The organism is Pseudomonas sp. SAR267 (genome assembly GCF_052077595.1).
In the GTDB taxonomy this organism is placed as follows: Bacteria; Pseudomonadota; Gammaproteobacteria; order Pseudomonadales; family Pseudomonadaceae; genus Aquipseudomonas; species Aquipseudomonas vlassakiae.
In genome coordinates, this window is record NZ_JBQIHU010000001.1 from 4,752,690 (window position 1) to 4,779,182 (window position 26,493).

Annotated in this window: 20 protein-coding genes; all 20 read left to right on the forward strand. The window is 64.3% G+C overall.

The window, feature by feature from the left end:
- Positions 1-5: 5 nt before the first annotated feature.
- Positions 6-2,054, forward strand: coding sequence for a flagellar hook-associated protein FlgK (gene flgK, locus ACTORR_RS22295; RefSeq protein ID WP_054886318.1), 2,049 nt, complete (start codon positions 6-8; stop codon positions 2,052-2,054).
- Between the two features lie 13 nt (positions 2,055-2,067).
- Entirely contained in the window at positions 2,068-3,639 is a 1,572-nt protein-coding gene (locus ACTORR_RS22300) for a flagellar hook-associated protein 3 (protein ID WP_313364615.1), read from the forward strand.
- A gap of 74 nt (positions 3,640-3,713) precedes the next feature.
- Positions 3,714-7,280 (forward strand): glycosyltransferase, encoded by a 3,567-nt coding sequence (locus tag ACTORR_RS22305; protein ID WP_313364616.1) that lies wholly within the window; start codon positions 3,714-3,716, stop codon positions 7,278-7,280.
- Positions 7,281-7,505: 225 nt separating this feature from the next.
- Complete coding sequence (rfbF, locus tag ACTORR_RS22310; protein ID WP_313364617.1) at positions 7,506-8,279, forward strand: glucose-1-phosphate cytidylyltransferase; 774 nt, start codon at positions 7,506-7,508, stop codon at positions 8,277-8,279.
- Complete coding sequence (gene rfbG, locus ACTORR_RS22315) at positions 8,261-9,343, forward strand: CDP-glucose 4,6-dehydratase (RefSeq protein ID WP_313364618.1); 1,083 nt, start codon at positions 8,261-8,263, stop codon at positions 9,341-9,343. Before rfbF ends, rfbG begins: the two co-directional genes overlap by 19 nt.
- On the forward strand, positions 9,340-9,900 hold the full coding sequence (locus ACTORR_RS22320; protein ID WP_054886313.1) for a dTDP-4-dehydrorhamnose 3,5-epimerase family protein: 561 nt from the start codon (positions 9,340-9,342) through the stop codon (positions 9,898-9,900). The genes rfbG and ACTORR_RS22320 overlap by 4 nt, the downstream gene beginning before the upstream one ends.
- Entirely contained in the window at positions 9,897-11,123 is a 1,227-nt protein-coding gene (locus ACTORR_RS22325) for a class I SAM-dependent methyltransferase (protein ID WP_054886312.1), read from the forward strand. Before ACTORR_RS22320 ends, ACTORR_RS22325 begins: the two co-directional genes overlap by 4 nt.
- On the forward strand, positions 11,120-11,998 hold the full coding sequence (locus ACTORR_RS22330; RefSeq protein ID WP_262109873.1) for an NAD-dependent epimerase/dehydratase family protein: 879 nt from the start codon (positions 11,120-11,122) through the stop codon (positions 11,996-11,998). The genes ACTORR_RS22325 and ACTORR_RS22330 overlap by 4 nt, the downstream gene beginning before the upstream one ends.
- Positions 11,988-13,055, forward strand: coding sequence for a class I SAM-dependent methyltransferase (locus ACTORR_RS22335; protein WP_054886310.1), 1,068 nt, complete (start codon positions 11,988-11,990; stop codon positions 13,053-13,055). The genes ACTORR_RS22330 and ACTORR_RS22335 overlap by 11 nt, the downstream gene beginning before the upstream one ends.
- A 20-nt stretch (positions 13,056-13,075) precedes the next feature.
- Positions 13,076-13,813 (forward strand): cephalosporin hydroxylase family protein, encoded by a 738-nt coding sequence (locus ACTORR_RS22340; protein WP_054886344.1) that lies wholly within the window; start codon positions 13,076-13,078, stop codon positions 13,811-13,813.
- A gap of 30 nt (positions 13,814-13,843) precedes the next feature.
- Positions 13,844-16,741 (forward strand): TIGR00180 family glycosyltransferase, encoded by a 2,898-nt coding sequence (locus ACTORR_RS22345; protein WP_313364619.1) that lies wholly within the window; start codon positions 13,844-13,846, stop codon positions 16,739-16,741.
- A gap of 260 nt (positions 16,742-17,001) precedes the next feature.
- The gene (locus ACTORR_RS22350; RefSeq protein ID WP_313364620.1) at positions 17,002-17,937 is read left to right on the forward strand and encodes a ketoacyl-ACP synthase III; all 936 of its coding nucleotides are present in this window, start codon (positions 17,002-17,004) and stop codon (positions 17,935-17,937) included.
- Positions 17,938-18,188: 251 nt separating this feature from the next.
- Positions 18,189-19,040, forward strand: coding sequence for a flagellin domain-containing protein (locus ACTORR_RS22355; RefSeq protein WP_054886307.1), 852 nt, complete (start codon positions 18,189-18,191; stop codon positions 19,038-19,040).
- 72 nt (positions 19,041-19,112) lie between these two features.
- The gene (locus tag ACTORR_RS22360; RefSeq protein ID WP_054886306.1) at positions 19,113-19,487 is read left to right on the forward strand and encodes a flagellar protein FlaG; all 375 of its coding nucleotides are present in this window, start codon (positions 19,113-19,115) and stop codon (positions 19,485-19,487) included.
- Between the two features lie 80 nt (positions 19,488-19,567).
- Positions 19,568-20,977 (forward strand): flagellar filament capping protein FliD, encoded by a 1,410-nt coding sequence (fliD, locus tag ACTORR_RS22365; RefSeq protein ID WP_313364621.1) that lies wholly within the window; start codon positions 19,568-19,570, stop codon positions 20,975-20,977.
- 152 nt (positions 20,978-21,129) lie between these two features.
- A complete protein-coding gene (gene fliS / locus ACTORR_RS22370; protein WP_054886304.1) occupies positions 21,130-21,525 on the forward strand; it encodes a flagellar export chaperone FliS in 396 nt (131 codons plus the stop codon).
- A 17-nt stretch (positions 21,526-21,542) separates the two neighbouring features.
- On the forward strand, positions 21,543-21,839 hold the full coding sequence (locus tag ACTORR_RS22375; protein WP_054886303.1) for a flagellar protein FliT: 297 nt from the start codon (positions 21,543-21,545) through the stop codon (positions 21,837-21,839).
- Between the two features lie 167 nt (positions 21,840-22,006).
- Positions 22,007-23,482, forward strand: coding sequence for a transcriptional regulator FleQ (gene fleQ, locus ACTORR_RS22380; RefSeq protein ID WP_099814207.1), 1,476 nt, complete (start codon positions 22,007-22,009; stop codon positions 23,480-23,482).
- Between the two features lie 413 nt (positions 23,483-23,895).
- Positions 23,896-25,113, forward strand: coding sequence for a sensor histidine kinase (locus ACTORR_RS22385; RefSeq protein ID WP_054887160.1), 1,218 nt, complete (start codon positions 23,896-23,898; stop codon positions 25,111-25,113).
- Positions 25,113-26,489 (forward strand): sigma-54-dependent transcriptional regulator, encoded by a 1,377-nt coding sequence (locus ACTORR_RS22390; protein ID WP_313365815.1) that lies wholly within the window; start codon positions 25,113-25,115, stop codon positions 26,487-26,489. The genes ACTORR_RS22385 and ACTORR_RS22390 overlap by 1 nt, the downstream gene beginning before the upstream one ends.
- Positions 26,490-26,493: the final 4 nt, after the last annotated feature.

Below are 26,493 nucleotides of genomic sequence, written 5' to 3' on the forward strand. Positions count from 1 at the left end.
GAACCATGGCGAGTCTGATCAATATTGGTATGTCGGGGCTTGGCGCCGCGCAGTCGGGGATGTACACCCTCGGTAACAACATTGCCAACGCCGATGTCGAGAGCTACTCGCGCCAGCAGAACGTGCAGAAGACCAAGGGCGGCCAGCAGGTCGGCCAGGTGTTCATCGGCAGCGGCACCACCCTGGCCGACGTGCGTCGGGTGTACAACGCGTTCCTCGAGAACCAGCTGCGCACCACCACCTCGCTGAGCAGCGACGCCACCTCGTACCTGAATCAGATCACCCCGCTGGACACCGCCCTGTCGAGCAGCGACACCGGCATCACCGCCGCGCTGCAGAGCTTTTTCACCGCGTTGCAGGACGCCTCGGCCAAACCGACCGAAGATGCCTCGCGCCAGCTGCTGCTGACCAGTGCTCAATCCCTGGCCAAGCGCTTCAATACCCTGTCGTCCCAGTTCAACCAGCAGAACAGCGACATCAATTCCAACATGGCGTCGATCGCCGACAAGGTCAATGCATTGACCAAGTCGATTGCCGACCTCAACGGCCAGATCTCCAAGATGACGGCGGTCAACGGCCAGCCCAACGACCTGCTCGACCAGCGCGATGGCGCGGTGCGCGAGTTGTCGGCGCTGATCGGTGCCGACGTGGTTGAGCAGAAGAACGGCAACTATGACGTCTACCTGAAAAACGGCCAGGCCCTGGTGCTGGGCAACACCACTCAGACCATCGGCGTCGAGCCGAGCGCCACCGACCCGACCCGCATGAGCCTGATCCTCAATCGCGGCTCGACCAAGATGGACATCACCAACAGCACCACAGGTGGTGAGCTGGGCGGCCTGATCCGCTACCGCAAGGAAACCCTCGACCCGGCGATGAATGAGCTTGGCCGTGTGGCCCTGGTGGTGGCCGATGCCATCAACAGCCAGCTGGCGCAGGGGATCGACAAGAATGGCGAGTTTGGTGCGGCGATGTTTGCCGACATCAACAGCGCCGCAGCCATCAGCCAGCGCAGTATCGCCAAGGCGGGCAACAGCGCAGGCTCCGGCAACCTCGATGTCACCATCAAGGACACCGGCAAGCTGACCACCAGCGATTACCAGGTCACCTTCACCAGCGACAAACAGTACACCGTGCGCAAGTTGCCCGATGGTACCGACATGGGCACCTACAGCCTGGACGACGACCCGGCGCCGGTCATCGATGGTTTCAGCCTGGCGCTCAATGGTGGCGCCCTGAGCGCGGGTGACAGCTTCAAGATCACCCCGACGCGCAACGCTGCTGCCAACATCGAAGCGACCCTGACCGATCCCAAGCGCCTGGCCATGGCCGCGCCTTTGACCGGCACCAGTGGTTCGGGCAACAAGGGCACCGGCGCCATCACCCAGCCGACCCTGACTTCCGAGCTGGATATCTACGATGCAGCCCAGCGTGCCGACCTGCAGACCGGCATCAAGTATTCGACGCCGGTCAAGCTGGTGTTCGGTGACGACACTGCCTCGCCGCAGGCGTACACGATGTACGACTCCAAGGGCAATGCCATTGGCAGCGGCACCATCGTGCCGGGCCAGGACAACAAGCTGCAGTTGTCGGTGCCGATGGTCGATGCCAGTGGCAACCCGATCATGGATGGCGCCACGCAGAAGACCTTCAGCTTCGAGATGACCGTCTCCGGCACACCGAAGAACGGTGACAGCTTCACCGTGGCAATGACCGCGTCGGGTTCGGCCGACAATCGCAACGCCCAATCGGTGCTGGACCTGCAGACCAAGGGTACCGTCGAAGTCGGTGCCGACGGCAAGGGCATCAGCTTCACCGATGCCTATGCCAAGCTGGTGTCAAACGTGGGCGGCAAGGCCGGCCAGGCACAGATGGACAGCGACGCCACCAACGCGCTGCACACCTCGGCCCTGGAAGGGCGCAATGGCTTGTCCGGGGTATCGATCGATGAAGAAACCGGCAACCTGATCAAGTTCCAGCAGTACTACACCGCGTCGTCGCAGATCATCAAGGCGGCCCAGGAAACCTTCGCCACCCTGATCAACAGTCTTTAAGGAGCCGTAGATCGTGAGCGTACGCATCTCTACTTCGCAGTTCTACAACACCACCCAGTCCAACTATCAGAAGAACTTCGCCAATGCGGCGAAGAGCCAGCAGGACGCCAGCGACAATATTCGCGTGCGTTCAGCCAAGGACGACCCGGTGGGCGCCGCGCGTCTGCTGCAGCTTGAGCAGCAACAGAACCTGCTCGCCCAGTACAACGGCAACACCACCAACGTGCGCAATGCCCTGGGCACCGCCGAAAGCACCCTGAACTCGATCGGCACCATCCTGCAGCGGGTCAACGAACTGGCGGTCAGCTCCGGTAACGCCGGTTTCGCCGACGCCGATCGCAAGGCCAACGCCGCCGAGCTGGACTCGCTGGAGCAGCAGCTGTTCAGCCTGATGAACAGCAAGGACGAGAACGGCAAGTACATCTTCTCCGGCTCCAAGGGTGACACCCAGCCCTACGTGCGCAACGCTGATGGTACCTACACCTACCAGGGCGACCAGTCGCAGCTGAAGCTGCAGGTGGGCGACATGCTCAGCCTGGCCGCCAACGAGACCGGCTACGACGCCTTCGAGCAGGCGCTGAACACCAGCCGCAGCCAGACCACGCTGACCGCGCCGGCTACCGATGATGGCCGCGTCAGCCTGTCCAACGGCCAGGTCTCCGGCAGCGCCACCTACAACGACCGTTTCCGCAGTGGCGAGCCTTACAGCATCGAATTCACCAGCAGTACCGAATTCAAGATCACCGACGCCAGCGGCACCGATGTCACCCTTGAGGCGACCCAGGGTGGCAAGTTCGACCCCAACGGCGAAAATACCCAGATCACCTTCCGCGGTGTCGACCTGCGCCTGGAAATCAGCTTCAAGGCCGGTGATTCCGCCGACCCGGATGCGGCCATTGCCGGCCACACCTTCAGCCTTGCCTCCAAGCCTGACCAGATCAGCGGCACTCGCAGCCCGGGCAACGCCTCGTCGGCGCAGATTACCGGCGCCAGCGTGGTCGACCAGGCCGCCTACAAGGCCGCGTTCCCGGAAGGCGCGGTACTCAAGTTCACCAGCGCCACCGATTTCGAGCTGTATGCGGCACCGGTCAGTGCCAACAGCAAGCCGATCTCCACGGGTACATTGAGCGGTTCCACCGCAACGGCCATGGGCGTGCAGTTCGAGCTGTCGGGGGCGCCGAGCGCCGGCGACTCGTTCTCGGTCAAGGTCGACACCCATCAGACTCAGAACATCCTCGACACCATCAGCCAGCTGCGCGCCGCGCTGAACACCCCGATCGACGGTGATCCGGCGGCTGCGCAAACCTTCAAGGCAGCGCTGGACTCGGCCATCGGCAACATCGCCAGCGCCACCAATCAGGTGACTTCGTCGATCGCCTCGATCGGTGGCCGGGGCCAGGCGCTGGACGTGCAGGCCGAGACCAATTCGGCGCTGAGCGCGGAGAACACCAAGACCCAGACGTCGATCCGCGAAAGCGATCCGGCCGAAGTGATGATCCGCCTGACCATGCAGACCAACATGCTGCAAGCCTCGCTGCAGGCATACGCCAAGGTCGCCGGCCTGTCGCTGGTCAACTACATCTGATAACGCTGCGTGCGTAGTCAATCGTGCGCTGTCACCGTCAGGTGCGGCGCACTTTTTTTTGCAAGGTCGTCAACGTGAACGAAAAGCCTCTCGTCAGTATCGTCATCCCCGCCTACAGCTCGCGGTTCTTCGCCATGGCCCTGCAAAGCGCACTGGGCCAGACCTACGATGCACTGGAGGTGCTGGTCTGCGACGACAGCGAAAGCGAGGAGATCGAGGCGATCGTCAACGCCCTCGACGATGAGCCCCGTGTGCGCTATGTGCGCAATGCCCGGCACCTGGGCTTTGTCGGCAACCTGCTGCGCGGCGTGGAGCTGGCCCGTGGCGAGCTGGTCAAGGTGCTGTGCGACGACGACCGGCTGTTCCCGCAATGCGTGGCACACCAGGCCCAGGCCCTGCAGCAGCATGAGGAAGTCGGCCTGGTGCTGTCCCAGCGCGTGCTGTGCGACGAGAACAATTTCATCCTGCCGATGCGCATTGCCAATGCGCGCTTCGCCAACGTCGACAGCCTGTTCAAGGGCGAAGACATGTTGGCGATGCTCGACGGCCGGCCGGTGAACTTCCTCGGCAACTTCTCGGCCGCGCTGATGCGCCGCGAGCAGGCCCTGCAGTGGCTGCAGGCACTGACCGGCGATGGCCTGAGCTTTGTCGCGCTGCTTGACCTGGCGCTGTTCGCCTGCCTGATGCGCCGTGGCAACATGATCATGCTCAGCGAGCCCGGCCTGATCGAGCGCCTGCATCCGCAGCGCCTGAGCAAGCAGGATGCGGTGGTGCAAGGGGCGCCGCAGGAGTGGCGCTGGATGATGCAGATGCTCGCCGCACGCAGCGGTGAAGCGGCACCGGCCAGCGGCTGGGTGCGCTATGTACCGCTGACCGAGGCGCAGGAGCAGCCGCGCCAGTGGCAGGAACTATGCGTGGCGCGGATCATCAGCAACTGGCAGACCCGCCTGGGCGGCCGGGTCGGCAGTGACTGCGAGAGCTATGCCGAGCTGTACCAGCAATGGCTGGCGGCGCGCCGCTTCAGTGACGTGCAGCGCGGCCTGCTGCCGCAGGCGATCGCCGCCTGGCCGCAGCAACCGCGCATCGTGCCGCTGGTGCTGGATGTCGCAGGCGATGCCGGGGCGCTGGAGCAGACCCTGCAAAGCCTGGCACGGCAGCTGTACCCGGTGCATGCCTGTGTGGTCCTGAGCGATGCCGCGCCCGTCAGCACGCTAGCGCTGGTGCAGCAACCGCTGCAGGCCGACTGGCCGCAGCAGCTCAACCAGCTGCTGGCCTCGCTGCAGGATGCCGACTGGGTCTACCTGCTGCGCGCTGGCGACCGCCTGAGCGAGTCGGCCACGTTGCTGCTGGCCGAGCGTGCGGCCGTGTTCCCGAGCCTGGCCTGTGCCTACAGTGACGAAGGGGCCTGGCTGGATGGCTTGCCGGGTGAGCCGGTCTTCAAGCCGGACTTCAACCTCGACCTGCTGCGCAGCTACCCCTACGTTGGCCGTACCCTGGCCTTTGCCCGCGAGGCGATCGTCGACCTGGGCGGCTTCGATGCCGGCTTCACCGAGCTGGCACCGCATGACCTGCTCTGGCGCCTGGTCGAGACCCGCGGCCCGCAGGTCATCGAACATATTGCCGAAATCCAGGTGCAGTCGAGCTTGAGCTTTGCGCAGTGGTTGTCGCTGCCTGAGGTGATCGCCCAGAGCGAGGCGGTGCTTGCCGCACACCTGCGGCGCCTGGGTGTGGCGCACAGCATCCGGCACGACGACCTGGCGCTGCTCAATCGCGTCCACTACCTGCACGGCGACACCCCTTTGACCTCGATCATCGTCCCGGTGGGCCGCGACTTGGTCAGCTTGCAGTCGTGTGTCGAAGGCCTGATCGAGCGTACCGCCCAGGGGCGATACGAAGTGCTCATGGTGGCGGGGGCTGCCGCCGAGGGTGACATGGCAGCCTGGCTGCAGGCCATGGACGAGCTGGGTGCCGACATGCTGCGAGTGATCCGCAGCCCTGGCGACTCCCGCATCCAGTTGATTGACGCTGCCGCCGCGCAGGCGCGTGGTGACTACCTGCTGTTGCTCGACCCTGGCGTGCAGGTGCTCGACGGCCATTGGCTGGACGAGATGCTGCAGCACGCCCAGCGCCCGGAAGTGGCGGTGGTCGGTGCCCGGCTGGTCGATGGCCAGGGGCGGGTGGTCGAGGCGGGCTGGGTGCTGGGGGCGTCCAGCGTGGCCGGCCCGGCGTTTGCCGGCGAGGATATGCAGTCGCGCGGCTACCTGCAGCGTTTGCAGGTGGTACAGAACTGGAGCGCCGTCGGCGGTGCCTGCCTGATGGTGCGCAAGCGCGTCTTCGACGACCTCGGTGGCTTGGCTGCGCAGCCGCTCGGCCAGGGCATGGCTGAGCTCGACCTGTGCCTGCGTGCCGGCGCCCAGGGCTATCTGGTGGTGGGCACGCCGTATGCCACCCTGCTCAAGCGCGAGGTGCCGGCCGAGTCCGACGGTCTCGACCGGCAAGTGCTGCTGGAACAGCAACAGGTGTTCTGCGAGCGCTGGCTGAGCAAGGTGATCCGTGACCCGGCCTACAACCCGAACCTTGGGCTGGCTGCCGCCGACTTCAGCCTCGAACCGAGCCTGCGCGGCAGCTGGAGTCCGCTGTGCGCCCGTGCCCTGCCGTCGGTGCTGGGCTTGCCGATCAACGACAGCGCCGTTGGCCACTACCGTGTCGAGCAGCCGTTCAAGCAGCTGGAAGCGGCCGGGCGTGTGGTCGGACGGGTAGTCTACGAATCGCCGACCGTGGTCCAGTTGGCACGCATGGACCCGGATGTGATCATTCTGCAATTGCGGCACAACGATGACTCGGTCCGCGACATCGAGCGCATCGCCCGTTTTTCCAATGCCCGACGCATCTTCGAGATCGACGACTACGTGCTCAGCGCGCCGAAGAAGAACACCCATGCGCGCAACAAACCGGCCGACATCGAGCAGCACCTGCGCCGCGGCATCAGCCTGTGCGACCGTGTCGTGGTGACCACCCAGGCGCTCGCCAACGCGCTGTCGGACATGCACCACGACATCCGCGTGGTACCGAACATGCTCGCCCCGCACCTGTGGACGCAGCTGCCGCCCAGTCGCCGGGGCACCTCCAGCAAGCCGCGGGTGGGCTGGGGAGGGGGCACCAGCCACAGTGGCGACCTGGAAATCATCGCCGACGTGGTGCGCGAGCTGGCCGACGAGGTGGAGTGGGTGTTCTTCGGTATGTGCCCGGATGTGCTCAGGCCGTATATCCACGAATACCACCCGGGCGTGCCGCTGGCGCTTTACCCGGCCAAGCTGGCCAGCCTCAACCTCGACCTGGCCCTGGCGCCGCTGGAATTCCACATCTTCAACGACTGCAAGAGCAATCTGCGCTTGCTGGAATACGGTGCCTGCGGCTATCCGACCATCTGCACCGACACCGAGGCCTACCGTGGCTACCTGCCCTGCACGCGGGTCTATGGCAATGGCACCGAGGAATGGCTGCGGGCGATCCGTTCGCACCTGGCCGACCCGGTAGCCAGCTACCGCATGGGCGACGAGCTGCGTGAGGCGGTGATGCGCGACTTCGTGTTGCGCGACGACAACCTGCGCCATTGGGAATGGGGCTGGTTGGCCGACTGAGATCCATCTCGAACAATCCGCAAACCCTGTGGGAGAGGGTTCACCCGCGAACACCGGCAAAGGCGGTGCCAGGCATCGCGTAGGCTGATTCGCGGGTAAACCCGCTCCCACAGAAATTGCGTTTCGCCTGGAGCCAGATTGGCGCATTTCCTGCAGTAGCCCTCGATATCGCCATAAATCCTTCGCCCTGGCGGTGCCGGCGGCGCGAAGTACATGAGGAAATCGATGAAGGCAGTCATTCTGGCGGGTGGGCTCGGCACGCGGATCAGCGAAGAGTCGCATCTGAAGCCCAAACCGATGATCGAAATCGGTGGCAAGCCAATTCTTTGGCACATCATGAAGCAGTATTCGGCGCACGGTATCCACGACTTCGTGATCTGCCTGGGCTACAAGGGCTACGCGATCAAGGATTTCTTCGCCAACTACTTCCTGCACACCTCCGACGTCACCTTCGACATGCGCGCCAACCGCATGGATGTCCATCAGAACTACAGCGAGCCATGGCGCGTGACACTGGTCGACACCGGCGAGGAAACCATGACCGGCGGCCGGCTGCGCCGTGCGGCCCGTTACCTGGAAGGTGAAAAGGCGTTCTGCTTCACCTACGGCGACGGGGTTTCCGACATCGACATCGGTGCGCTGGTCGACTTCCACCATGCCCACGGCCGGTTCGCCACGGTCACCGCCGTGCAGCCGCCGGGGCGTTATGGCGCCCTGCAGCGCGACGGCGACCAGGTGCTGGGCTTTACCGAAAAACCACGCGGCGATGGCGGCTGGATCAACGGCGGGTTCTTCGTGCTGTCCCCTGAGGTGCTGCCCTATATCGACGGCGACGCCACCTCCTGGGAAGCCGAGCCGCTTTCGCGGTTGGCCAGCGAGGGGCAATTGCATGCCTTCGCCCATGAAGGTTTCTGGCATCCGATGGACACCCTGCGCGACAAGAATCACCTCGAACAGCTGTGGAGCAGCGGGGAGGCACCATGGAAGCAGTGGGCCTGAGCCCTGCGTTCTGGGCTGGCAAGCGCGTCCTGGTCACGGGCCACACCGGTTTCAAGGGCAGCTGGCTGGTGCTCTGGCTGCAGAGCCTGGGTGCCAAGGTGACCGGCTTCGCCCTGGATCCGGCGACCGAGCCGAGCCTGTTCGAACTGGCCCGGGTCGGCGAGGGCATCGATGACCGCCGTGGCGACGTACGCGATCTCGGCGTATTGCTGGAACTGATCGCCGAGGTGCAGCCGGAAATCGTCCTGCACCTGGCGGCCCAGCCGCTGGTCCGGGAGGGCTACCGGGACCCGCTGGGGACTTACTCCACCAATGTCATGGGCACGCTCAACCTGCTGGAGGCGATCCGCCAGGTCGGGGGCGTGCGTGCCTGTGTGGTGGTCACCACCGACAAGGTCTACGCCAACCAGGAATGGGCCTGGCCCTATCGCGAGAACGAAGCGTTGGGCGGGCACGACCCCTATAGCAGCAGCAAGGCCTGCTGCGAGCTGCTGGCCCAGTCCTACGCGGCATCGTTCTTTCCACTCGATAAGCATGCCGAGCACGGCCTGAGCCTGGCCACCGCCCGCGCCGGCAATGTGCTGGGCGGGGGCGACTTTTCCCCTGAGCGGCTGATCCCCGATGTGCTCAAGGCCTGGTCAGCGGGGGAGCCGGTGACGCTGCGCCTGCCCCAGGCGGTACGCCCCTGGCAGCACGCCCTGGAGCCGCTGGCTGGCTACCTGGCGCTGGCGGCTGGCCTGTATCAGCAAGGCCCGCGCTTTGCCGGCGCGTGGAATTTCGGCCCCGGTGACGACGACATGTGCAGTGTCGGCGAGGTCGTACAGTTGCTCGCCGGGCAATGGCCGCAGGCGCCGGGGGTGGAACTGCAGAAAAGCGAGATGCACGAAGCCGGGCTGCTGCGCCTGGACAGCTCGCGCGCACGCCAACTGCTTGGCTGGCGCCCGCGCTGGACACTCGGCGAATGCCTGGAGCAAACCCTGAACTGGCACCTGGCCTGGCGCAAGGGCATGGACATGCGCGCGGTCTGCCTGACCCAGCTGAGCCTTTACCAGGAGTCGCTGTGAGTCAGTACAGCTTGCATGCCTTGCCGCTGTCGGGCCTTGCCCGTATCGAGCACCGCCGCGCTGAAGACGCCCGTGGCGCCTTCTCGCGGTTGTACTGCGAAGACAGCCTGGAGCGCTTCGGCGCGCCGTTCCACATCCGCCAGATCAACCGTTCGCTGACTCGCCAGCGTGGCAGTGTGCGTGGCCTGCACTACCAGGCCGGACCGCAGCCGGAGAGCAAGTACATCACCTGCATGCGCGGTGAGGTATGGGACGTGGTAGTCGACCTGCGCGCCGATTCGCCGACGTTCCTGCACTGGCACGCCGAGCATCTGCAGGCCGGCGACGCGAGCAGCCTGCTGGTGCCGGCAGGCTTCGCCCACGGCTTCCAGGCCCTGAGCGACGATGCCGAGCTGCTGTACCTGCACAGCGCCGACTATGCCCCCGAGCATGAGGGCGGGCTGTCGGTGTTCGACCCGCGCCTGGCGATCGCCTGGCCGTTGCCCGTGATCAACCTCTCGGCCCGGGATGAGCTGCATCCTTGGCTGGACGACTGCTTTACCGGAGTGACCGTATGAATTGCCGTGGTTGTGGCAGCGCCTTGCACCTGCCATTGATCGACCTGGGAACCTCGCCGCCTTCGAACGCCTACCTGCGTCCCGAGCAACTGGCCGAGGCTGAACAGTGGGTGCCGCTGAAGGTGGCGGTGTGCGAACAGTGCTGGCTGGTGCAGACCGAAGACTACACGCGCGCCGAGCAGCTGTTCGACGCCGATTATGCTTATTTCAGCTCCTACTCCAGTTCCTGGCTGGCGCATGCCGAAACCTACGTGGCGGGCATGGTCGAGCGCTTCGCGCTGGGCCAGGATAGCCGCGTGGTCGAGATCGCTGCCAATGACGGTTATCTGCTGCAGTACGTGGCGGCACGTGGCATCCCGTGCCTGGGCGTCGAGCCGACCCGCAGCACCGCTGCGGCGGCGCGGGCCAAGGGCCTGGAGATCCGTGAAGTGTTCTTTGGCCGTGAGGTGGCCGCGCAGCTGGCCGCCGAAGGCTGGAGCGCCGACCTGATGGCGGCCAACAACGTGCTCGCCCATGTGCCGGACATCAACGATTTCCTCGGGGGCTTCGCGACCTTGCTCAAGCCAGCCGGCGTCGCCACCTTCGAATTCCCCCACCTGCTGTCGCTGATTGCCGAACACCAGTTCGACACCCTGTACCACGAGCATTACTCCTACCTGTCCCTGACCGCTGTGCAGGGCCTTTGCCAGCGCAATGGCCTGGAGATTTTCGACGTGCAGGAACTGCCTACTCATGGCGGTTCGCTGCGGGTATTCGTGCAGCGCGCCGACGGCCAGCGCCGGCCTGCGCAAGCGGCCGTCGCCAGCCTGCTGGCCCTGGAAGAGGATGTGGGCGTGCGCAGCGCCGGGTTCTATTCGAGCCTGGCGCCGGCCGCCGAGCGCATCAAGCTGCAGCTGTTGCGATTCCTGCTCGATGCCAAGGCCGCAGGCAAGCGTGTGGTCGGCTATGGGGCGGCCGCCAAGGGTAACACCTTGCTCAACTATGCCGGCGTCAAGGCTGACCTGCTGGCTTGGGTGGCCGATGCCAACCCGCACAAACAGGGCAAGTTCCTGCCGGGCAGCCGTATACCCGTGGTGGCGCCGGCGCGCCTGGCCGAGGAGCAGCCGGACTATGTGCTGGTGCTGCCGTGGAACCTGCTGCGCGAGGTCAGCGAGCAGCAGGCCGGCATCCGCGAGTGGGGCGGCAAGTTCGTGATCGCCGTGCCTGAGCTGACCGTGCTATGACCGGTCTGCATGTGCTGGTGACAGGCGCCACCGGGTTCGTTGGCCGCCACCTGGTTACCGAACTGCTGGCCCGTGGCTGCCGGGTGCGCGCCATTGCCCGCGACGTGCAGCGCGCACGCAGCATGCCGTGGTTCGACCAGGTGCAGTTCGTCGGCGGCGACCTGCACCAGGCCGATGCCGAGCAGGTGGGGCGCTGGGTCGAGGGCATCGATGCGCTTGCCCACCTGGCCTGGCCAGGGTTGCCCAACTATCAGGCGTTGTTCCATCTGGAGCAGAACCTGATGGCCGACTACCGCTTCATCAAGTACGCGGTCGAAGCTGGCGTGCGCCAGGTGCTGGTCACCGGCACCTGCTTCGAGTACGGCATGCAGAATGGCCCGCTGGACGAGCAGTGCCCGGCTCGCCCGGGCAATCCCTACGGGCTGGCCAAGCACAGCCTGCATCAGTTCCTCCAGGCGTTGCAGTTGCACACGCCGTTTGTTCTGCAATGGGCGCGGCTGTTCTACCTGCATGGCCAGGGGCAGAACCCCAACAGCCTGCTGGCCGCCCTCGACCGTGCCATCGACAGCGGTGCGACGGCCTTCGACATGTCTGCCGGCGAGCAGCTGCGCGATTTCCAGCCCGTCACCGAGGCCGCGCGGCAGCTGGCCGGGCTGCTGCACTGCCGGGCGTTCTCCGGCGTGGTCAACTGTGCCAGCGGCCAGCCGCTGGCGGTGCGCAGCCTGGTCGAGCAGCGCCTGCGCGAGCGCGGCGCCAAGGTGGCGCTCAACCTCGGCCATTACCCCTATCCAAGCCACGAGCCGATGGCGTTCTGGGCCGTGACCGAGCGACTCACGCAACTGCTGGCTGCCCAAGGAGAACCTGATGGCCTATGAACTGTATCGTGCGGTCGGCCTGCCCGTACTGCAGAATCGCACCTTCGCCGATGCCGCCAGCGCGCAGGCATCCGCCAGCGGCGATCTGTGCCTGGTTCAGGACGAGCGTACCGGTCTGGTCTACAACCAGGCCTTCGACGCCTCCCTGCTCAGCTACGACAGCGACTACCAGAACGAACAGGCCCTGTCGCCGGCGTTCCAGCGTCACCTGGACGCGGTGGAGGGCCTGGTGGCCCGGCACTTCGCCGGTCAGCGCCTGATCGAGGTGGGGTGTGGCAAGGGCTACTTTCTCGAACTGCTGCGCCAGCGTGGCCACCAGGTGACCGGCATCGACCCGGCCTACGAGGGCGACAACCCGGACGTGATCAAGGCGCCGTTCACCCGCGCCCTGGGGCTGGCCGCCGATGCGGTGGTGCTGCGTCACGTGCTGGAGCATATCGCCGACCCGCTGGCCTTCCTCGGGGCTATCGCCGACGCCAACCAGGGCGGGCTGATCTACATCGAAGTGCCATGCCTGGACTGGATCCTCGAGCACCGTGCCTGGTTCGACCTGTTCTACGAGCACGTCAACTACTTCCGCCTGGACGACCTGCGCCGCTGCTTCGGCAAGGTGCTGGAATCCGGGCACCTGTTCAACGGCCAGTACCTGTACATCGTCGCCGACCTGGCCAGCCTGCGCGAGCCAGCCTTCGATGGCCAGCGCCTGCAACTGCCGTCTGGTTTCAGCGCCAGCCTCGAACGTGGCCAGGCCCTGGTGCGCGAACACGCCGGGCGCGGCGCGGCGATCTGGGGCGCCTCGTCCAAAGGGGTGATCTATTCGCTGTACCTGCAGCGCGCTGGCGTGCAGGTCGACCATGTGATCGATATCAACCCGGCCAAGCAAGGCCGCTATCTGCCGCTGAGCGGCCTGCGCGTGTCCTCGCCTGAAGAAGCGCTGGCCAGCATGCCCGATGGTGCGCAGGTGTTCGTGATGAATTCCAACTACCTGGACGAGATCCGCCGTGACACCGGCAACCGTTTCGTCTACCACGCGGTCGATGACGCCGCGTTCCAATGACCTTTGCAGAGACCGCCTCCATGACTGATACCAACGTCCACCAGGCCTTCGTCGCCGAGTGCAACGAGCAGATCGCCGCCCAGGGCCAGGACCAGAAGCTCCAGGGCCTGGCACGCGACCTGTTCAACGAATCGGCCAAGCACAAGTACAGCTACCACTTCTCGTGGATGGGCCGGCCGATCATCCAGCTGCCGCAGGACATGGTCGCCATGCAGGAACTGGTGTGGCGCATCAAGCCGGACCTGATCATCGAGTGCGGCATCGCCCACGGCGGTTCGATCATCTACTACGCCTCGCTGCTGCAGCTGCTGGGCCATGGTGAGGTGCTCGGCATCGACGTCGACATCCGTCCGCACAACCGCAAGGCTATCGAGGAGCACCCGATGGCGCACCGCATCAGCATGCTCGAAGGCTCGAGCATCGCGCCGGAGATGGTCGCCAAGGTGCGCCAGTTGGCCGAAGGCAAGAAGGTCATCGTCGTGCTCGACTCCAACCATACCCACCAGCACGTGCTCGACGAGCTGCGGGCCTATGCGCCGCTGGTATCGGTGGACAGCTATTGCGTGGTAATGGATACCGTGGTCGAGGACATGCCGGCCGACTTCTTCCCGGACCGCCCCTGGGGCCATGGCGACAACCCCAAGACTGCCGTGTGGCAATACCTGAAAGAGAACAGCGACTTCGAGATCGACCGCCAGGTGCAGGACAAGCTGTTGCTGACCGTCGCGCCGGACGGCTATCTGCGCCGCGTGCGCTGATTCTTCCTCAAGGTCCCCAGGAACACCCTTATGCAGCTTGAAAAGAACACGCCCATCGACAGCGGCCTGCGCGAGCGCTTCACGCTGGTGTTGATCACCCATAACCGCCCGGCGTTCCTGCGCCGGACCTTGCATTACTACCGCGACTTCCCGGCGAGCATCCTGGTGCTCGACTCGTCGAACCAGGCCGATGCCACGCTGCAGGCGGACTACCCGCAGGTGGATTACCGCCACCTGCCGCAGTACACCTACCGCGGCCTGCAGGAAAAGCTCAGCTATGGCGTGAACGAAGTGCGCACGCCGTTCATGACCTTTGCCGCGGACGACGATTTCCTGTTGTTCGATGCCATGGCGCAGTCGGTGGAGTTTCTGACGCAGAATCCGGACTACGGCGTCTGCCATGGTTACGGCATGATGTACGTGGCGCACGGTACCGAGGTGCATTTCTATCGTCGGGACAAGCGTGTGCAGGAGGATTATTGCAGCGACGATCCGGCCCAGCGCCTGGTCGAGTTCATGGGCCAGTTCCTGCCACCGTTCTACGCGGTCACCCGTACCGACCTGCTGCAGCAGTGGTATGCGCTGTTGCCGCCGGGCACCAGCTTCGAATGGCAGGAGATTGGCCACACCTTCTATCTGCTGGCCAACGCCAAGGCGCGCATCCTGCCGATCCCCTACGCGGTGCGGGAGGCCAACCTGGGCGGCTCGGACCACAACACCAATGTGCTCACCGTGCTGGCCAACCGCGATGAGCGCAGCTGCCAGGAGCGCGAGCAGTTTGCCGAATTCCTCGCCTCGGTTCCCAGTGCAATCGGCGCGCTGGGCGTCGAACAGGCCAGGCAGGTGGCCCTGGCCGGTTTCCAGGCCATGAGCGAAGGCCTGCTCAGCGGCCGTGCCCTGCACGGTTGCATGATCGTCACCTCGCGCTGGCATGTGCCGAGCCCTGAGCCGCAGCGGATCTTCGGCAAGCAGCAGTTCGTCGAGATGCCGTTCTACAACCAGCCGATGTTCGACCTGCTGGCAGAGCTGGAATTTCTTATCCATGCCATGCCGTGCGGGCGCCTGCAGCTGCGTGAGCTGGAGGCCATTCTGGTGCGCCAGCAGGCGCTGCTGCAGGTCAACGACAATGACAACGACCGCACGCTGCGCGCACGGCTCTGGCAGGCGCTGGCGCTGAGCCCGTTCAACCGGGTGGTGGTGCAGCGTCTGCTGGCCTCGCTCGAGGCCGCCGGTGACGAGGCCGAGGCCGCGCCCTTGCGCCCTTGGCTGGCGCGTCTGGAGGCCCTGCCGAGCTACGACAGCCAGGCGTTGCTCGATGCGCTGCCGTCCGGCCAGCTGCTGACCTGGCTGGCGGCACGTGCCCCGGATGGCGCTCAGCTGAACCTGGCCAGGCAACGCCTGGCCGCCGCCAACGGCGGGCCGAGCTTCGGCATCGTGCTGCTCGACCTGGAGGCGCAGATGGACAAGCTGCAGGCTACTTTCGACAGCCTGATGGCCGGGCCATGCCGTAATTTCAAGGTCGTGGTGCTGACCAGCGGCGACCTGCCGATGGCCACCCATGCAGGGCAGACCGTGCATTTCGTCAAGGCCGACGGCAAGGATCACGTGCGCATCATCAACCAGGCGGTTGCCGAGCTGGGCAGCGACTGGGTCATCCTCGCCGAGGCCGGCGATCGCTTTACCGCCAGCGGGCTGCTGCGAGCCAGCCTGGAGCTGCTGGAGGTGGAGGGTATTCGTGCGGTGGCCATGGATGAGGTGCAGGTACAGGCCGATGGCCGCCTGCGCGAAGTGCTGCGTCCGGGTACCAGCCTCGACCTGTTGCAGAGCGTGCCAGGGGCGATGGCGCGGCACTGGCTGCTGCGTCGTGATCTGGTGCTGGCCGCCGGCGGGTTCGACAGCCAGTATCCATTGGCACTGGAGTTCGACCTGCTGCTGCGTCTGATCGGCGATGAGGGCCTTGCCGGCCTGGCGCACCTTGCCGAACCGCTGCTGATCTGCGCCGCGCCAAGCGCCGACAGCCAGGACCAGGAGCGCGCGGTGCTGACCCGGCGCCTGGCCGAGCGCGGCTATACCGCCACCGTCGGCTCGGTGCATCCGGGAACTCACCAGATCGACTACCGTCATCCTGAGCGCCCCGTGGTGTCGGTGCTGTTGCACTGCCAGGACAATGCCGATGAGCTGCAGCGCTGCCTGGTCAGCGTCCTGCAGCGCACCCGTTACCAGAACCACGAGATCGTCATTGCCGACAACGCCAGCCAATCGCCACCGCTGCGCGAGTGGCTGGCCAGCCTGGCGGCCGCTGGCAGCCGCGTGCGGGTGGTCCGCAGCGAACAGCCGCTGGCGCCTGTGGCCATGCTCAACCTCGCCAGCCGTGAGGCCCGGGGCGAGTACCTGGTCCTGCTCGACAGCGCGGCCGAGGTGCTCAACGCCAATTGGCTGGAAGGCCTGCTAAACCAGGCTCAGCGCCCCGAGGTCGGGGTGGTCGGCGGCAAGCTGCTGGGGGCCGATGGCAAGGTGGTCGAGGCCGGGCTGGTGCTGGCGGGACAGGCGGGCATCCGCCCGGCGTTCCAGGGCGCGGCCAAGGATGCGCCGGGTTACTTGCAACGCCTGCAGGTGGAGCACAACGTGGCGGCGGTCTCCGGCTGCCTGATGGTGCGCACGCAGGTGCTGCACGCTCTGGATGGCCTGGATGAGCAGCTGGCCACCCTCCGCGCCGCGCAGGTGGACCTGTGCCTGCAGGTTGCCGGGGCGGGCCTGCTGGTGGTCTGGACCCCGCAGGCTCAGGTGGTGCGCCATGGTGACGTGGAGCAACTGGTGGCCCCGGCGCATGCGCAGGATCCGTTCTATAACGCCGCCCACAGCCGCTGCGCGGCGTTGTTCACCCTGGATCCGCACAGCCGGGTGGAGTGGCAGGCGCTGTGCAGCTGAACGCTGCCTGCTGAGCGATGAACGCCATGGGCGCCCCCGCGCCCATGGCGTTTTCGTTTGCATCAGCCAGGCGCTTTGCCCATTCGACAAAAAGAGCGTGACTTGAGAGTCAGAACGCGCATCTTCACTGTATATTGTCGAAACCGGGAACCGCCGCGTCGCCCCCGGACAAACCGCCAAGGATCGGATCAACCGTATCGCTTGGCGTTTTGCCGTTCGGCCCAGGCGGGTATTTCGCTGTTACTGAATTGGGAAGCCATATGATTGGCATTAAAAGCATCGCCAGTTACGTGCCGGTCGAAGGCGTGGACAACTACGCCCAAGGCGCGAAATTCGGCAAGGACCAGGATTTCATCTTTGGCAAGATCGGTTCGACCTTCTTGCCACGCAAGGAAGCCGCGCAGGAAACCTCCGACCTCTGCGTAGAGGCCGTGAACAACCTGTTCGCCGCCAATCCGTCGCTGGACCCGGCAAGCATCGATGCGGTGATCGTGGTCACCCAGAACGGGGATGCCGAAGGGCTGCCGCACACTGCGGCGATCGTCCAGCACAAGCTGGGCCTGTCGACGGCCGTCGCCGCTTTCGATATTTCCCTGGGTTGCTCGGGCTACGTGTATGGCTTGTATGCCATGAAGGGCTTCATGGAAGCCGCTGGCCTGAAGAACGGCCTGCTGATCACCGCCGACCCCTATTCGAAGATCGTCGACCCCGAGGACCGCAACACCACCATGCTGTTCGGTGATGCCGCCACCGCCACCTGGATGGGCGAGGGCGCAGCCTGGCAACTGGGCAAGTCGCTGTTCGGCAGCGACGGTGGTGGTGCCGAGCATCTGCGTACCACCGATGGCAAGTTCTTCATGAATGGTCGCCAGGTCTACAACTTCGCCCTGGTCAAGGTACCGGCGCACCTGCAGCAACTGCTCGAAACCAGCGAGCTGGAGGCCGGCGACATCGACCTGTACTGCCTGCATCAGGGCAGCGCGGCGATCGTCGATGCGGTGTCGGCGCGCTTCATCGAAGGCGAGCACAAGCAGAAGTTCGTCAAGGACATGGTCGAGACCGGCAATACCGTGTCGTCGAGCATTCCGCTGCTGCTGGAAAAGCACGTGCTCGGCTCCCAGCACAAGCGCGTGGCCCTGAGCGGTTTCGGCGTCGGTCTGTCCTGGGGCTCGGCAATCATCGAGCGCCGCGATTGAGCGAACAGTGCTGAAGCAGACGCCGCCGTTTCCAGGCGGCGTTTTCTTTTCTGCGTGGCTGCCGCCAGTGCCTGCATTCTGGCGTCAAGACCTTGATTTCATTGAGCTGGCAGGATGCCAGCAAATTTTTTCGAAAATCCGCTAAAGAAACCCGCCCTGACGAAGATAACTATTACGAAGGTTCTCTGTGCCACACCCGGCGAATTGCCAAGGCCGGAAGCCGTAGTACCCAATCCAACGAGGAATTCGTCATGGCTTTGACCGTTAACACCAACACCACCTCTCTGGGCGTTCAGAAAAACCTGAACCGTGCTTCCGATGCTCTGAGCACCTCGATGACCCGTCTGTCTTCCGGCCTGAAAATCAACAGCGCCAAAGACGACGCCGCCGGCCTGCAGATCGCTACCCGTATGACCTCGCAGATCCGCGGTCAGACCATGGCAATCAAAAACGCCAACGACGGTATCTCGGTTGCCCAGACCGCTGAAGGCGCGATGCAAGAGCAGACCAACATCCTGCAGCGTATGCGTGAACTGGCCGTCCAGTCGCGTAACGACACCAACAGCAAGGACGACCGCGACGCTCTGAACAAAGAGTTCGCCCAGATGTCCGACGAACTGAGCCGTATCGCCAAGTCCACCCAGCTGAACGGCAAGAACCTGCTGGACGGCAGCGCTGGCGTACTGACCTTCCAGGTCGGTTCCAACTCCGGTGCCAACAACCAGATCAGCATCCGTCTGGACAGCGGTTTCGATGCCCAGACCCTGAGCGTCGACTCGGCCGCCATCGCCATCACCGGTTCGACCAGCGCCGAAGCTGAAGCCAGCATGAACGCTGCGCTGGACGCGATCGACAAGGCTCTGCAGACCATCAACACCACCCGTGCCGACCTGGGTGCTTCGCAGAACCGTCTGACCTCTACCGTCAACAACCTGCAGAACATCAACGAGAACGCCGAAGCCGCTCGTAGCCGTGTTCAGGACACCGACTTCGCTGCCGAAACTGCTCAGCTGACCAAGCAGCAGACCCTGCAGCAAGCTTCGACTTCGGTTCTGGCCCAGGCCAACCAGCTGCCTTCCGCTGTACTGAAACTGCTTCAGTAATCGCTGATGGCGACCGGCGGGGGAGTGCACGTTGAGGCGCTTCCCCGCCTTTTCATTGCGAGGTGGTAAGTCATGGACATGAGCGTCAAGCTGAACCTGTCCTACCCGACTGCTCGTCCGGCCGAACCGGCCGCCGACAAGCCGGTTGCCCGCACGGCTGAAGCGCCGCGTGGCAGTGGTATGCTGGAGGACAAGGCAGTCACGGCTGCCGAGCAGGCACACGATGCCGAAAAGGTGAAAAACGCCGTTTCGGAAATCGAGAAGTTTCTCAGTTCGACCCGACGCAACCTGGAGTTCTCCACTGATGAGGAATCCGGCAAGATCGTGGTCAAAGTCATCGCCAGCGAGACTGGAGAGCTGATTCGCCAGTTGCCTTCGGAAGAGGCCCTGCGAATCGCCCACAGCCTGAGCGATGTAAACAGTCTTTTGTTCGACGCCAAGGCCTGACCGGCGGCGAATGCCGGAAGGCGAGATTCATGTCAGTCTTGCAGGAGCAGGACTGACGCTTCGAAAAGAGGGATAACGTTATGGCGAGCACACTCGTTTCCAGTATCGGTCAAGGTACTGGTCTGAACATCACTGACATGGTCAATGCATTGGTCACCGCTGATACTGCCGCCAAAAAGGCGCAGATCACCCGGCAGACCAGCAACAACTCGGCCATGATCTCGGGTGTGGGCTCGCTGCGCAGTGCCCTCACCGCGTATCAGGACGCGATGAAGAAGCTCAACGACCCGAAAGCGCCATCGTTCAATGCTTATGCAGCGAAGTCGGCCAACGAGTCGGTGGTCAAGGTCACCGCAGGCAACACGGCAGTCGCCGGTAGCTACGACATCATGGTCAACAAGTTGGCCACTGGCTCCAAGGTGGCCAGCCAGTCGTTCGCCGGGGGCTCGACCTCGGCCATCAGCGCCGGCCAGCTCAGTGTCAGCCAGGGTGGCAACACCTGGAAGCTCGACATTGCCAGTGGTGCGACCCTGGAAAGCGTGCGCGACCAGATCAACAAAGAGCTTGGCGTCCAAGGTATCTCGGCCAACATCGTCAACGGCGAGGGTGGTGCGCGCCTGGTGCTGAGCTCGACCACCACTGGTGCTGGCTCCGACCTGTCACTCACCGGGATCCCCGAGCTTGAGATCGATGGCACCACGCAGATGACCGCGGCCGGTGGCGCGGGCTACATCACCGCCCTGGCTCAGGATGCCGAGCTGACCATCGACGGGCTGAAGGTGACCAGTGCCAAGAACACCGTGGACAATGCCATCAGTGGCATGACCCTGGAGCTCACCGGTACCACGCCGGCTGGCAGCACCACCGGGACCAGTGTCACGGTGTCGGCGGACAACGATGGTCTGCAGAAGTCGATCCAGTCGTTCGTCGATGCCTACAACACCTTGCAGAAGGCGATCACTTCGCTGACCTCGACTTCCAAGGATGACAACGACAACCTGGTGCTCGGCCCGCTGACCAACGACCCTACCACCCGTTCTTTGGTCAACGATATCCGCAAGGTGCTCTCGGAAGTGGGGGCGGGCAGCCAACTGACCACTCTGAGCCAGTTGGGTATCAATACCACCAAGGATGGAACCCTGGAGTTCAACTCCACCAAGTTCACGGCTGCGATGAGCGACAAGAAGCTGGGTTCGCAAGTGCAGGAGTTGTTCACTGGCACCAATGGCATCTTCGATCGCATGAACAAGGCCATCGATCCCTACAACTCCAGCGATGGCAGCCTTGCCACGCGCAAGGCCAGCCTGGACAAGGTCGCCAAGAACCTGGCTGACCAGCAGTTGGCATTGGACCGTCGCACCGAGTCGCTGACCGAGTCGCTGACCAAGAAGTTCGTGGCAATGGACACTGCGGTGGCCAAGCTCAATGCCCAGGCCAATCAGATCAAGTCGGTGTTCGATGCGCTGAACGCCCAGGCGAAGAACTCCTGATCGGCATCGCGACGCGAAGACACCAGCAAAGCGACAAAAGCCCGGCAGCGCCAGCAAGCGCGCCGGGCTTTTCGTTTTGCCGCTAAAGTTTTTTGACGTCTCGGCGATACACAGGGTACAAGCAACCTTTTTTGCAGCAACGAGGTAGATCCATGAACCCGATGTTGGCCCTTCGGCAATACCAGAAAGTCAACGGCGTGGCCCAGACATCCGAAGCCAGTCCTCACCGCCTGGTGCAGATGCTCATGCAGGGCGGGCTGGACCGCATGGCGCAGGCCAAGGGTGCGATTGCGCGCAACGATATCGCCCAGAAAGGCATCCTGATCGGCAAGGCCATCGACATCATCGGCGGCCTGCGCGAGGGCCTGGATCTGGAAAACCACGCCGACAGCCTGGCCGAACTGGACAGCCTGTACACCTACATGAGCCGCCGCCTGATCGAAGCCAACGCCAAGAGCGACCCGGCCATCATCGATGAAGTGGCGCGGCTGCTGATTACCGTCAAGGAAGGTTGGGACGCCATCGGCGAGCAGTCGTCGGCTTCCTGAGCCAGGAGGAGGGTGCCATGAGCGATGTAATCGCCCGAATCGAACAGACCCGCCAGTTGTTGCTGACGGCACTGGAGAAGCGCGACTGGGATGCGGTGGGTGAACTGGATCTGGATTGCCGCCTGCGCATCAACGATGTGCTGGGCGAGGCGCACGGCCAGGAAGCCGACGTTCGCGACAGTCTTGAGCAATTGCTGGTCGTTTACCGGCAACTGATTGAAGTTGCAAGTGGTGAGCGTCAATCAATAGTCGACGAGATGACACAAATCCGTCAGGCGAAAAATGCCGCTAAGGTATACCATCTGTTCAGCTGACCACAGATGTGCAAAAAGCCGGGCGCCATTAATTTGACTGCATCGGCTTTTTTGACTTTACTAGTGGCTGTTTTCGAATTCCAGACGTCCGAACACTGACCATTCAGTCGGAGATGTCGAGCATGCCCTGAAAAGGGCGCCGATATGACTAGGGAAGTTGCTATTGCATGTGGCGTGAAACCAAGATTCTCCTGATCGATGACGACAGTGCACGCCGCCGCGATCTGGCGGTGGTCCTGAACTTTCTCGGCGAAGAAAACCTCCCTTGCTCCAGCCAGGACTGGCAGCAAGTCGTAGGGAGCCTGTCTTCGAGTCGTGAAGTGCTCTGCGTGCTGATCGGTACCGTCAATGCCCCGGGCAGTGTCCTTGGGCTGCTTAAGACAGTGGCTGGGTGGGATGAGTTCCTTCCGGTTTTGCTGATTGGTGAAATTTCTTCTGTGGAGTTCCCGGAAGAGTTGCGCCGTCGGGTCCTGTCCAACCTTGAAATGCCGCCGAGCTACAGCCAGTTGCTCGATTCGCTGCACCGCGCCCAGGTCTATCGCGAGATGTACGACCAGGCGCGGGAGCGCGGTCGGCAGCGCGAGCCCAACCTGTTCCGCAGCCTGGTCGGCACCAGCCGTGCCATCCAGCACGTGCGGCAGATGATGCAGCAGGTGGCCGATACCGACGCCAGCGTGTTGATCCTTGGCGAGTCCGGCACTGGCAAGGAGGTGGTCGCGCGCAACCTGCACTACCACTCCAAGCGCCGCGAAGCGCCGTTCGTGCCGGTCAACTGCGGGGCGATCCCTGCCGAATTGCTGGAAAGCGAACTGTTCGGCCATGAGAAGGGCGCCTTCACCGGCGCGATCACCAGCCGTGCCGGGCGCTTCGAGCTGGCCAATGGCGGTACGCTGTTCCTCGACGAGATCGGCGACATGCCGTTGCCGATGCAGGTCAAGCTGCTGCGTGTGCTGCAGGAACGTACCTTCGAGCGCGTGGGCAGCAACAAGACCCAGAGCATCGACGTGCGCATCATTGCGGCGACGCACAAGAACCTCGAAACCATGATCGAGGGTGGGACGTTCCGCGAAGACCTGTACTACCGCCTCAATGTGTTCCCGATCGAGATGGCGCCACTGCGCGAGCGCGTGGAAGACATCCCGTTGCTGATGAACGAGCTGATCTCGCGCATGGAGCACGAGAAGCGCGGTTCGATCCGCTTCAACTCCGCCTCGATCATGTCGCTGTGCCGGCATGGCTGGCCGGGCAACGTGCGGGAGCTGGCCAACCTGGTCGAGCGCATGGCGATCATGCATCCGTATGGGGTGATCGGGGTGTCGGAGCTGCCGAAGAAGTTCCGTTACATCGATGACGAGGACGAGCAACTGGTCGACAGCCTGCGCAGCGACCTGGAAGAGCGCGTGGCAATCAATGGCCATGCGCCGAACTTCAGCAATCATGCGATGTTGCCGCCGGAGGGCCTGGACCTGAAGGATTACCTCGGTAGCCTCGAGCAGGGCCTGATCCAGCAGGCGCTGGACGATGCCAACGGTATCGTTGCTCGCGCGGCTGAACGTTTGCGCATTCGCCGCACCACCCTGGTCGAGAAGATGCGCAAATACGGCATGAGCCGCCAGGGCGGCGAGGATCAGGCGGAAGACTGATTCGCTTTGGGTGCATGGCTTGAGTTGGATGTTCGGGTGTAGATCGAGCGCCGCCCGCGCGGCGCATCGCGGGCAAGCCCGCTCCCACATTTGTTTCGGGCCAGTCACTCCTGCTAAGCCAACAGGGACCTCCTTGTTGGCATGGCGATGCATCTCGGTTGGCGCTGATGCCGCTCCATCTGTTTCCAGTCATGCACAAAGGCGGCTCCTGTTGGCGGCACAGAAGTGATTGGCCCGAAACAAATGTGGGAGCGGGCTTGCCCGCGATGCGCCGCGCGGGCGGCGCTCGATCTACGCCCCAACACAGTCCTCAAGCCATCCACTCTCAGCCAATCCCCCATCCCCGGCACGGCTATTGCTACACCGCTGGCAACACACCGTTTTTATGACGGTCAGCCACGCGAGAGAGCACGATGCCCCAGGCCGCCCACTTTTCCCGAGTCCCTGATCCGCAAGGGCGTACCCCGGTCGAACAGGAGAGTCGACAGGGGCTGGATCAGGCATTCGCCCTGTTCGATCAGGTGTCTACCCAGCTCAACCAGTCCTACAGCATGCTCGAAGCCCGCGTCAGCGAGCTCAAGGGCGAGCTGGCGGTAGTCGGCCAGCAGCGCATGGCCGAGCTGAACGAGAAAGAACGCCTGGCCAACCGCCTGCAGAACCTGCTCGACCTGCTGCCGGGCGGGGTGATCGTGATCGACGACCAGGGCCTGGTGCGAGAAGCCAACCCGGCAGCCTGTCAATTGCTCGGCGAGCCCCTGGTCGGCCAGCTGTGGCGCCAGGTGATTGCCCGCAGCTTCGCCCCGCGCAAGGATGATGGCCATGAGGTCTCGCTGCGTGATGGTCGGCGCCTGTCCATTGCCACTCGCTCGCTGGACGCTGAGCCCGGCCAACTGGTGTTGCTCAACGACCTGACTGAAACCCGTCGCCTGCAGGATCAGCTGGCGCGCCATGAGCGCCTGTCGTCGCTGGGGCGCATGGTCGCCTCGCTGGCGCATCAGATCCGTACGCCGTTGTCGGCGGCCATGCTCTATGCCAGCCATCTGGCCGACAGCGAGCGTGAACTTGCGCCAGAAACCCGCCAGCGCTTCGCCGGTAGCCTCAAGGAGCGCTTGCACGAACTGGAGCACCAGGTGCGTGACATGCTGGTGTTTGCCCGCGGCGAGCTGCCACTGGGTGATCGGGTGACCCCGAAGGGCCTGTTCCAGGCCCTGCAACAAGCGGCCCAGGCCCATGTGCAAGGGCACGCGGTGCGCTGGCAGTGCGACTGCCATCTGGGTGAGTTGCTGTGCAATCGCGACACCCTGGTAGGCGCCTTGCTCAACCTGATCGAGAACGCTTTACAGGCCAGCGACAGCCCGGCGCGGCTCAAGGTGCACCTGTTCCGTCGCCAGCACACCCTGCATTTGACTGTCAGCGATGCCGGCAGCGGTATCGATGCGCAGCTGCTGGGGCGCCTGGGTGAACCGTTCCTGACCACCAAGGCCACCGGTACCGGGCTCGGTTTGGCGGTGGTCAACGCCGTGGTGCGTGCGCACCAGGGCACGCTTGCGCTGCGTTCGAAAGTCGGGCGTGGCACCTGTGTAAAGGTGGAGCTGCCGTTGATAAGCGGGCAGGCAGCGGAGGTCGTGTGATGGCAATCAAAGTGCTGCTGGTCGAGGACGACCGCGTCTTGCGCCAGGCGCTGGGCGATACCCTGGAAATCGGCGGGTTTGCCTTCGATGCGGTCGGCAGCGCCGAAGAGGCGCTGGAGGCGGTGGCGGGCGAGGCTTACAGCCTGGTGGTCAGCGACGTGAACATGCCGGGCATGGACGGTCATCAGTTGCTGGCCAGGCTGCGACGGCAGCATCCACAGTTGCCGGTGTTGCTGATGACCGCCCACGCGGCCGTCGAACGCGCGGTGCAGGCCATGCGTGAGGGGGCTGCGGATTACCTGGTCAAGCCGTTCGAGCCCAAGGCGTTGCTGAGCCTGGTCGAGCGGCATGCCGCCGGGCGCCTGACTGCAGCCGACAGCGAGGGGCCGGTGGCGTGCGAGGCCGCCAGCCGGCAGTTGCTGGAGCTGGCAGCGCGTGTGGCCCGCAGCGACTCGACCGTGCTCATTTCCGGCGAGTCGGGCACCGGCAAGGAAGTATTGGCGCGCTACATCCATCAGCAGTCGCCGCGGGCGGCCCGGCCCTTCGTTGCGATCAACTGCGCGGCGATCCCGGACAACATGCTCGAGGCCACGCTGTTCGGCCACGAGAAAGGTGCCTTCACAGGGGCCATCGCTGCCCAGGCCGGCAAGTTCGAGCAGGCCGAGGGCGGCACCTTGCTGCTCGACGAGATTTCCGAGATGCCCCTTGGCCTGCAGGCCAAGTTGTTGCGTGTGCTGCAGGAGCGCGAGGTGGAGCGGGTCGGTGGGCGCAAGCCGATCGCCCTGAACATCCGCGTGCTGGCTACCAGCAACCGCGACATGGCGGGCGAAGTGGCGGCGGGGCGCTTCCGCGAAGACCTGTACTACCGCCTTTCGGTGTTCCCGCTGGCCTGGCAGCCACTGCGCGAGCGTGCTGGTGATATCCTGCCGCTGGCCGAGCGCTTGCTCGCTCGCCACGTGGCGAAGATGCAGCATGCGCCGGTGCGGCTGTCTGCCGGCGCGCGTGCCTGCCTGCAGGCGCATGCCTGGCCGGGCAACGTGCGCGAGCTGGACAATGCTCTGCAGCGGGCGTTGATCCTGCAGCAGGGCGGGGTGATCGAGGCGGCAGATTTCTGTCTGGCAGGCGCCATTCCATTGTCGGCTGCAGTGGGCGCCGCTGAATCGCCATCGCCTGCACAGGTGGCGCTGGACTCCGGTGGCCTGGGTGACGACATGCGTCGCCATGAATTTCAGATGATCATCGACACCCTGCGCGCCGAGCGTGGGCGGCGCAAGGAAGCTGCCGAAAAACTGGGCATCAGCCCGCGTACCTTGCGCTACAAGCTGGCGCAGATGCGGGATGCCGGGCTCGATGTGGAAGCCAGCCTGTTTGGCTGAAACA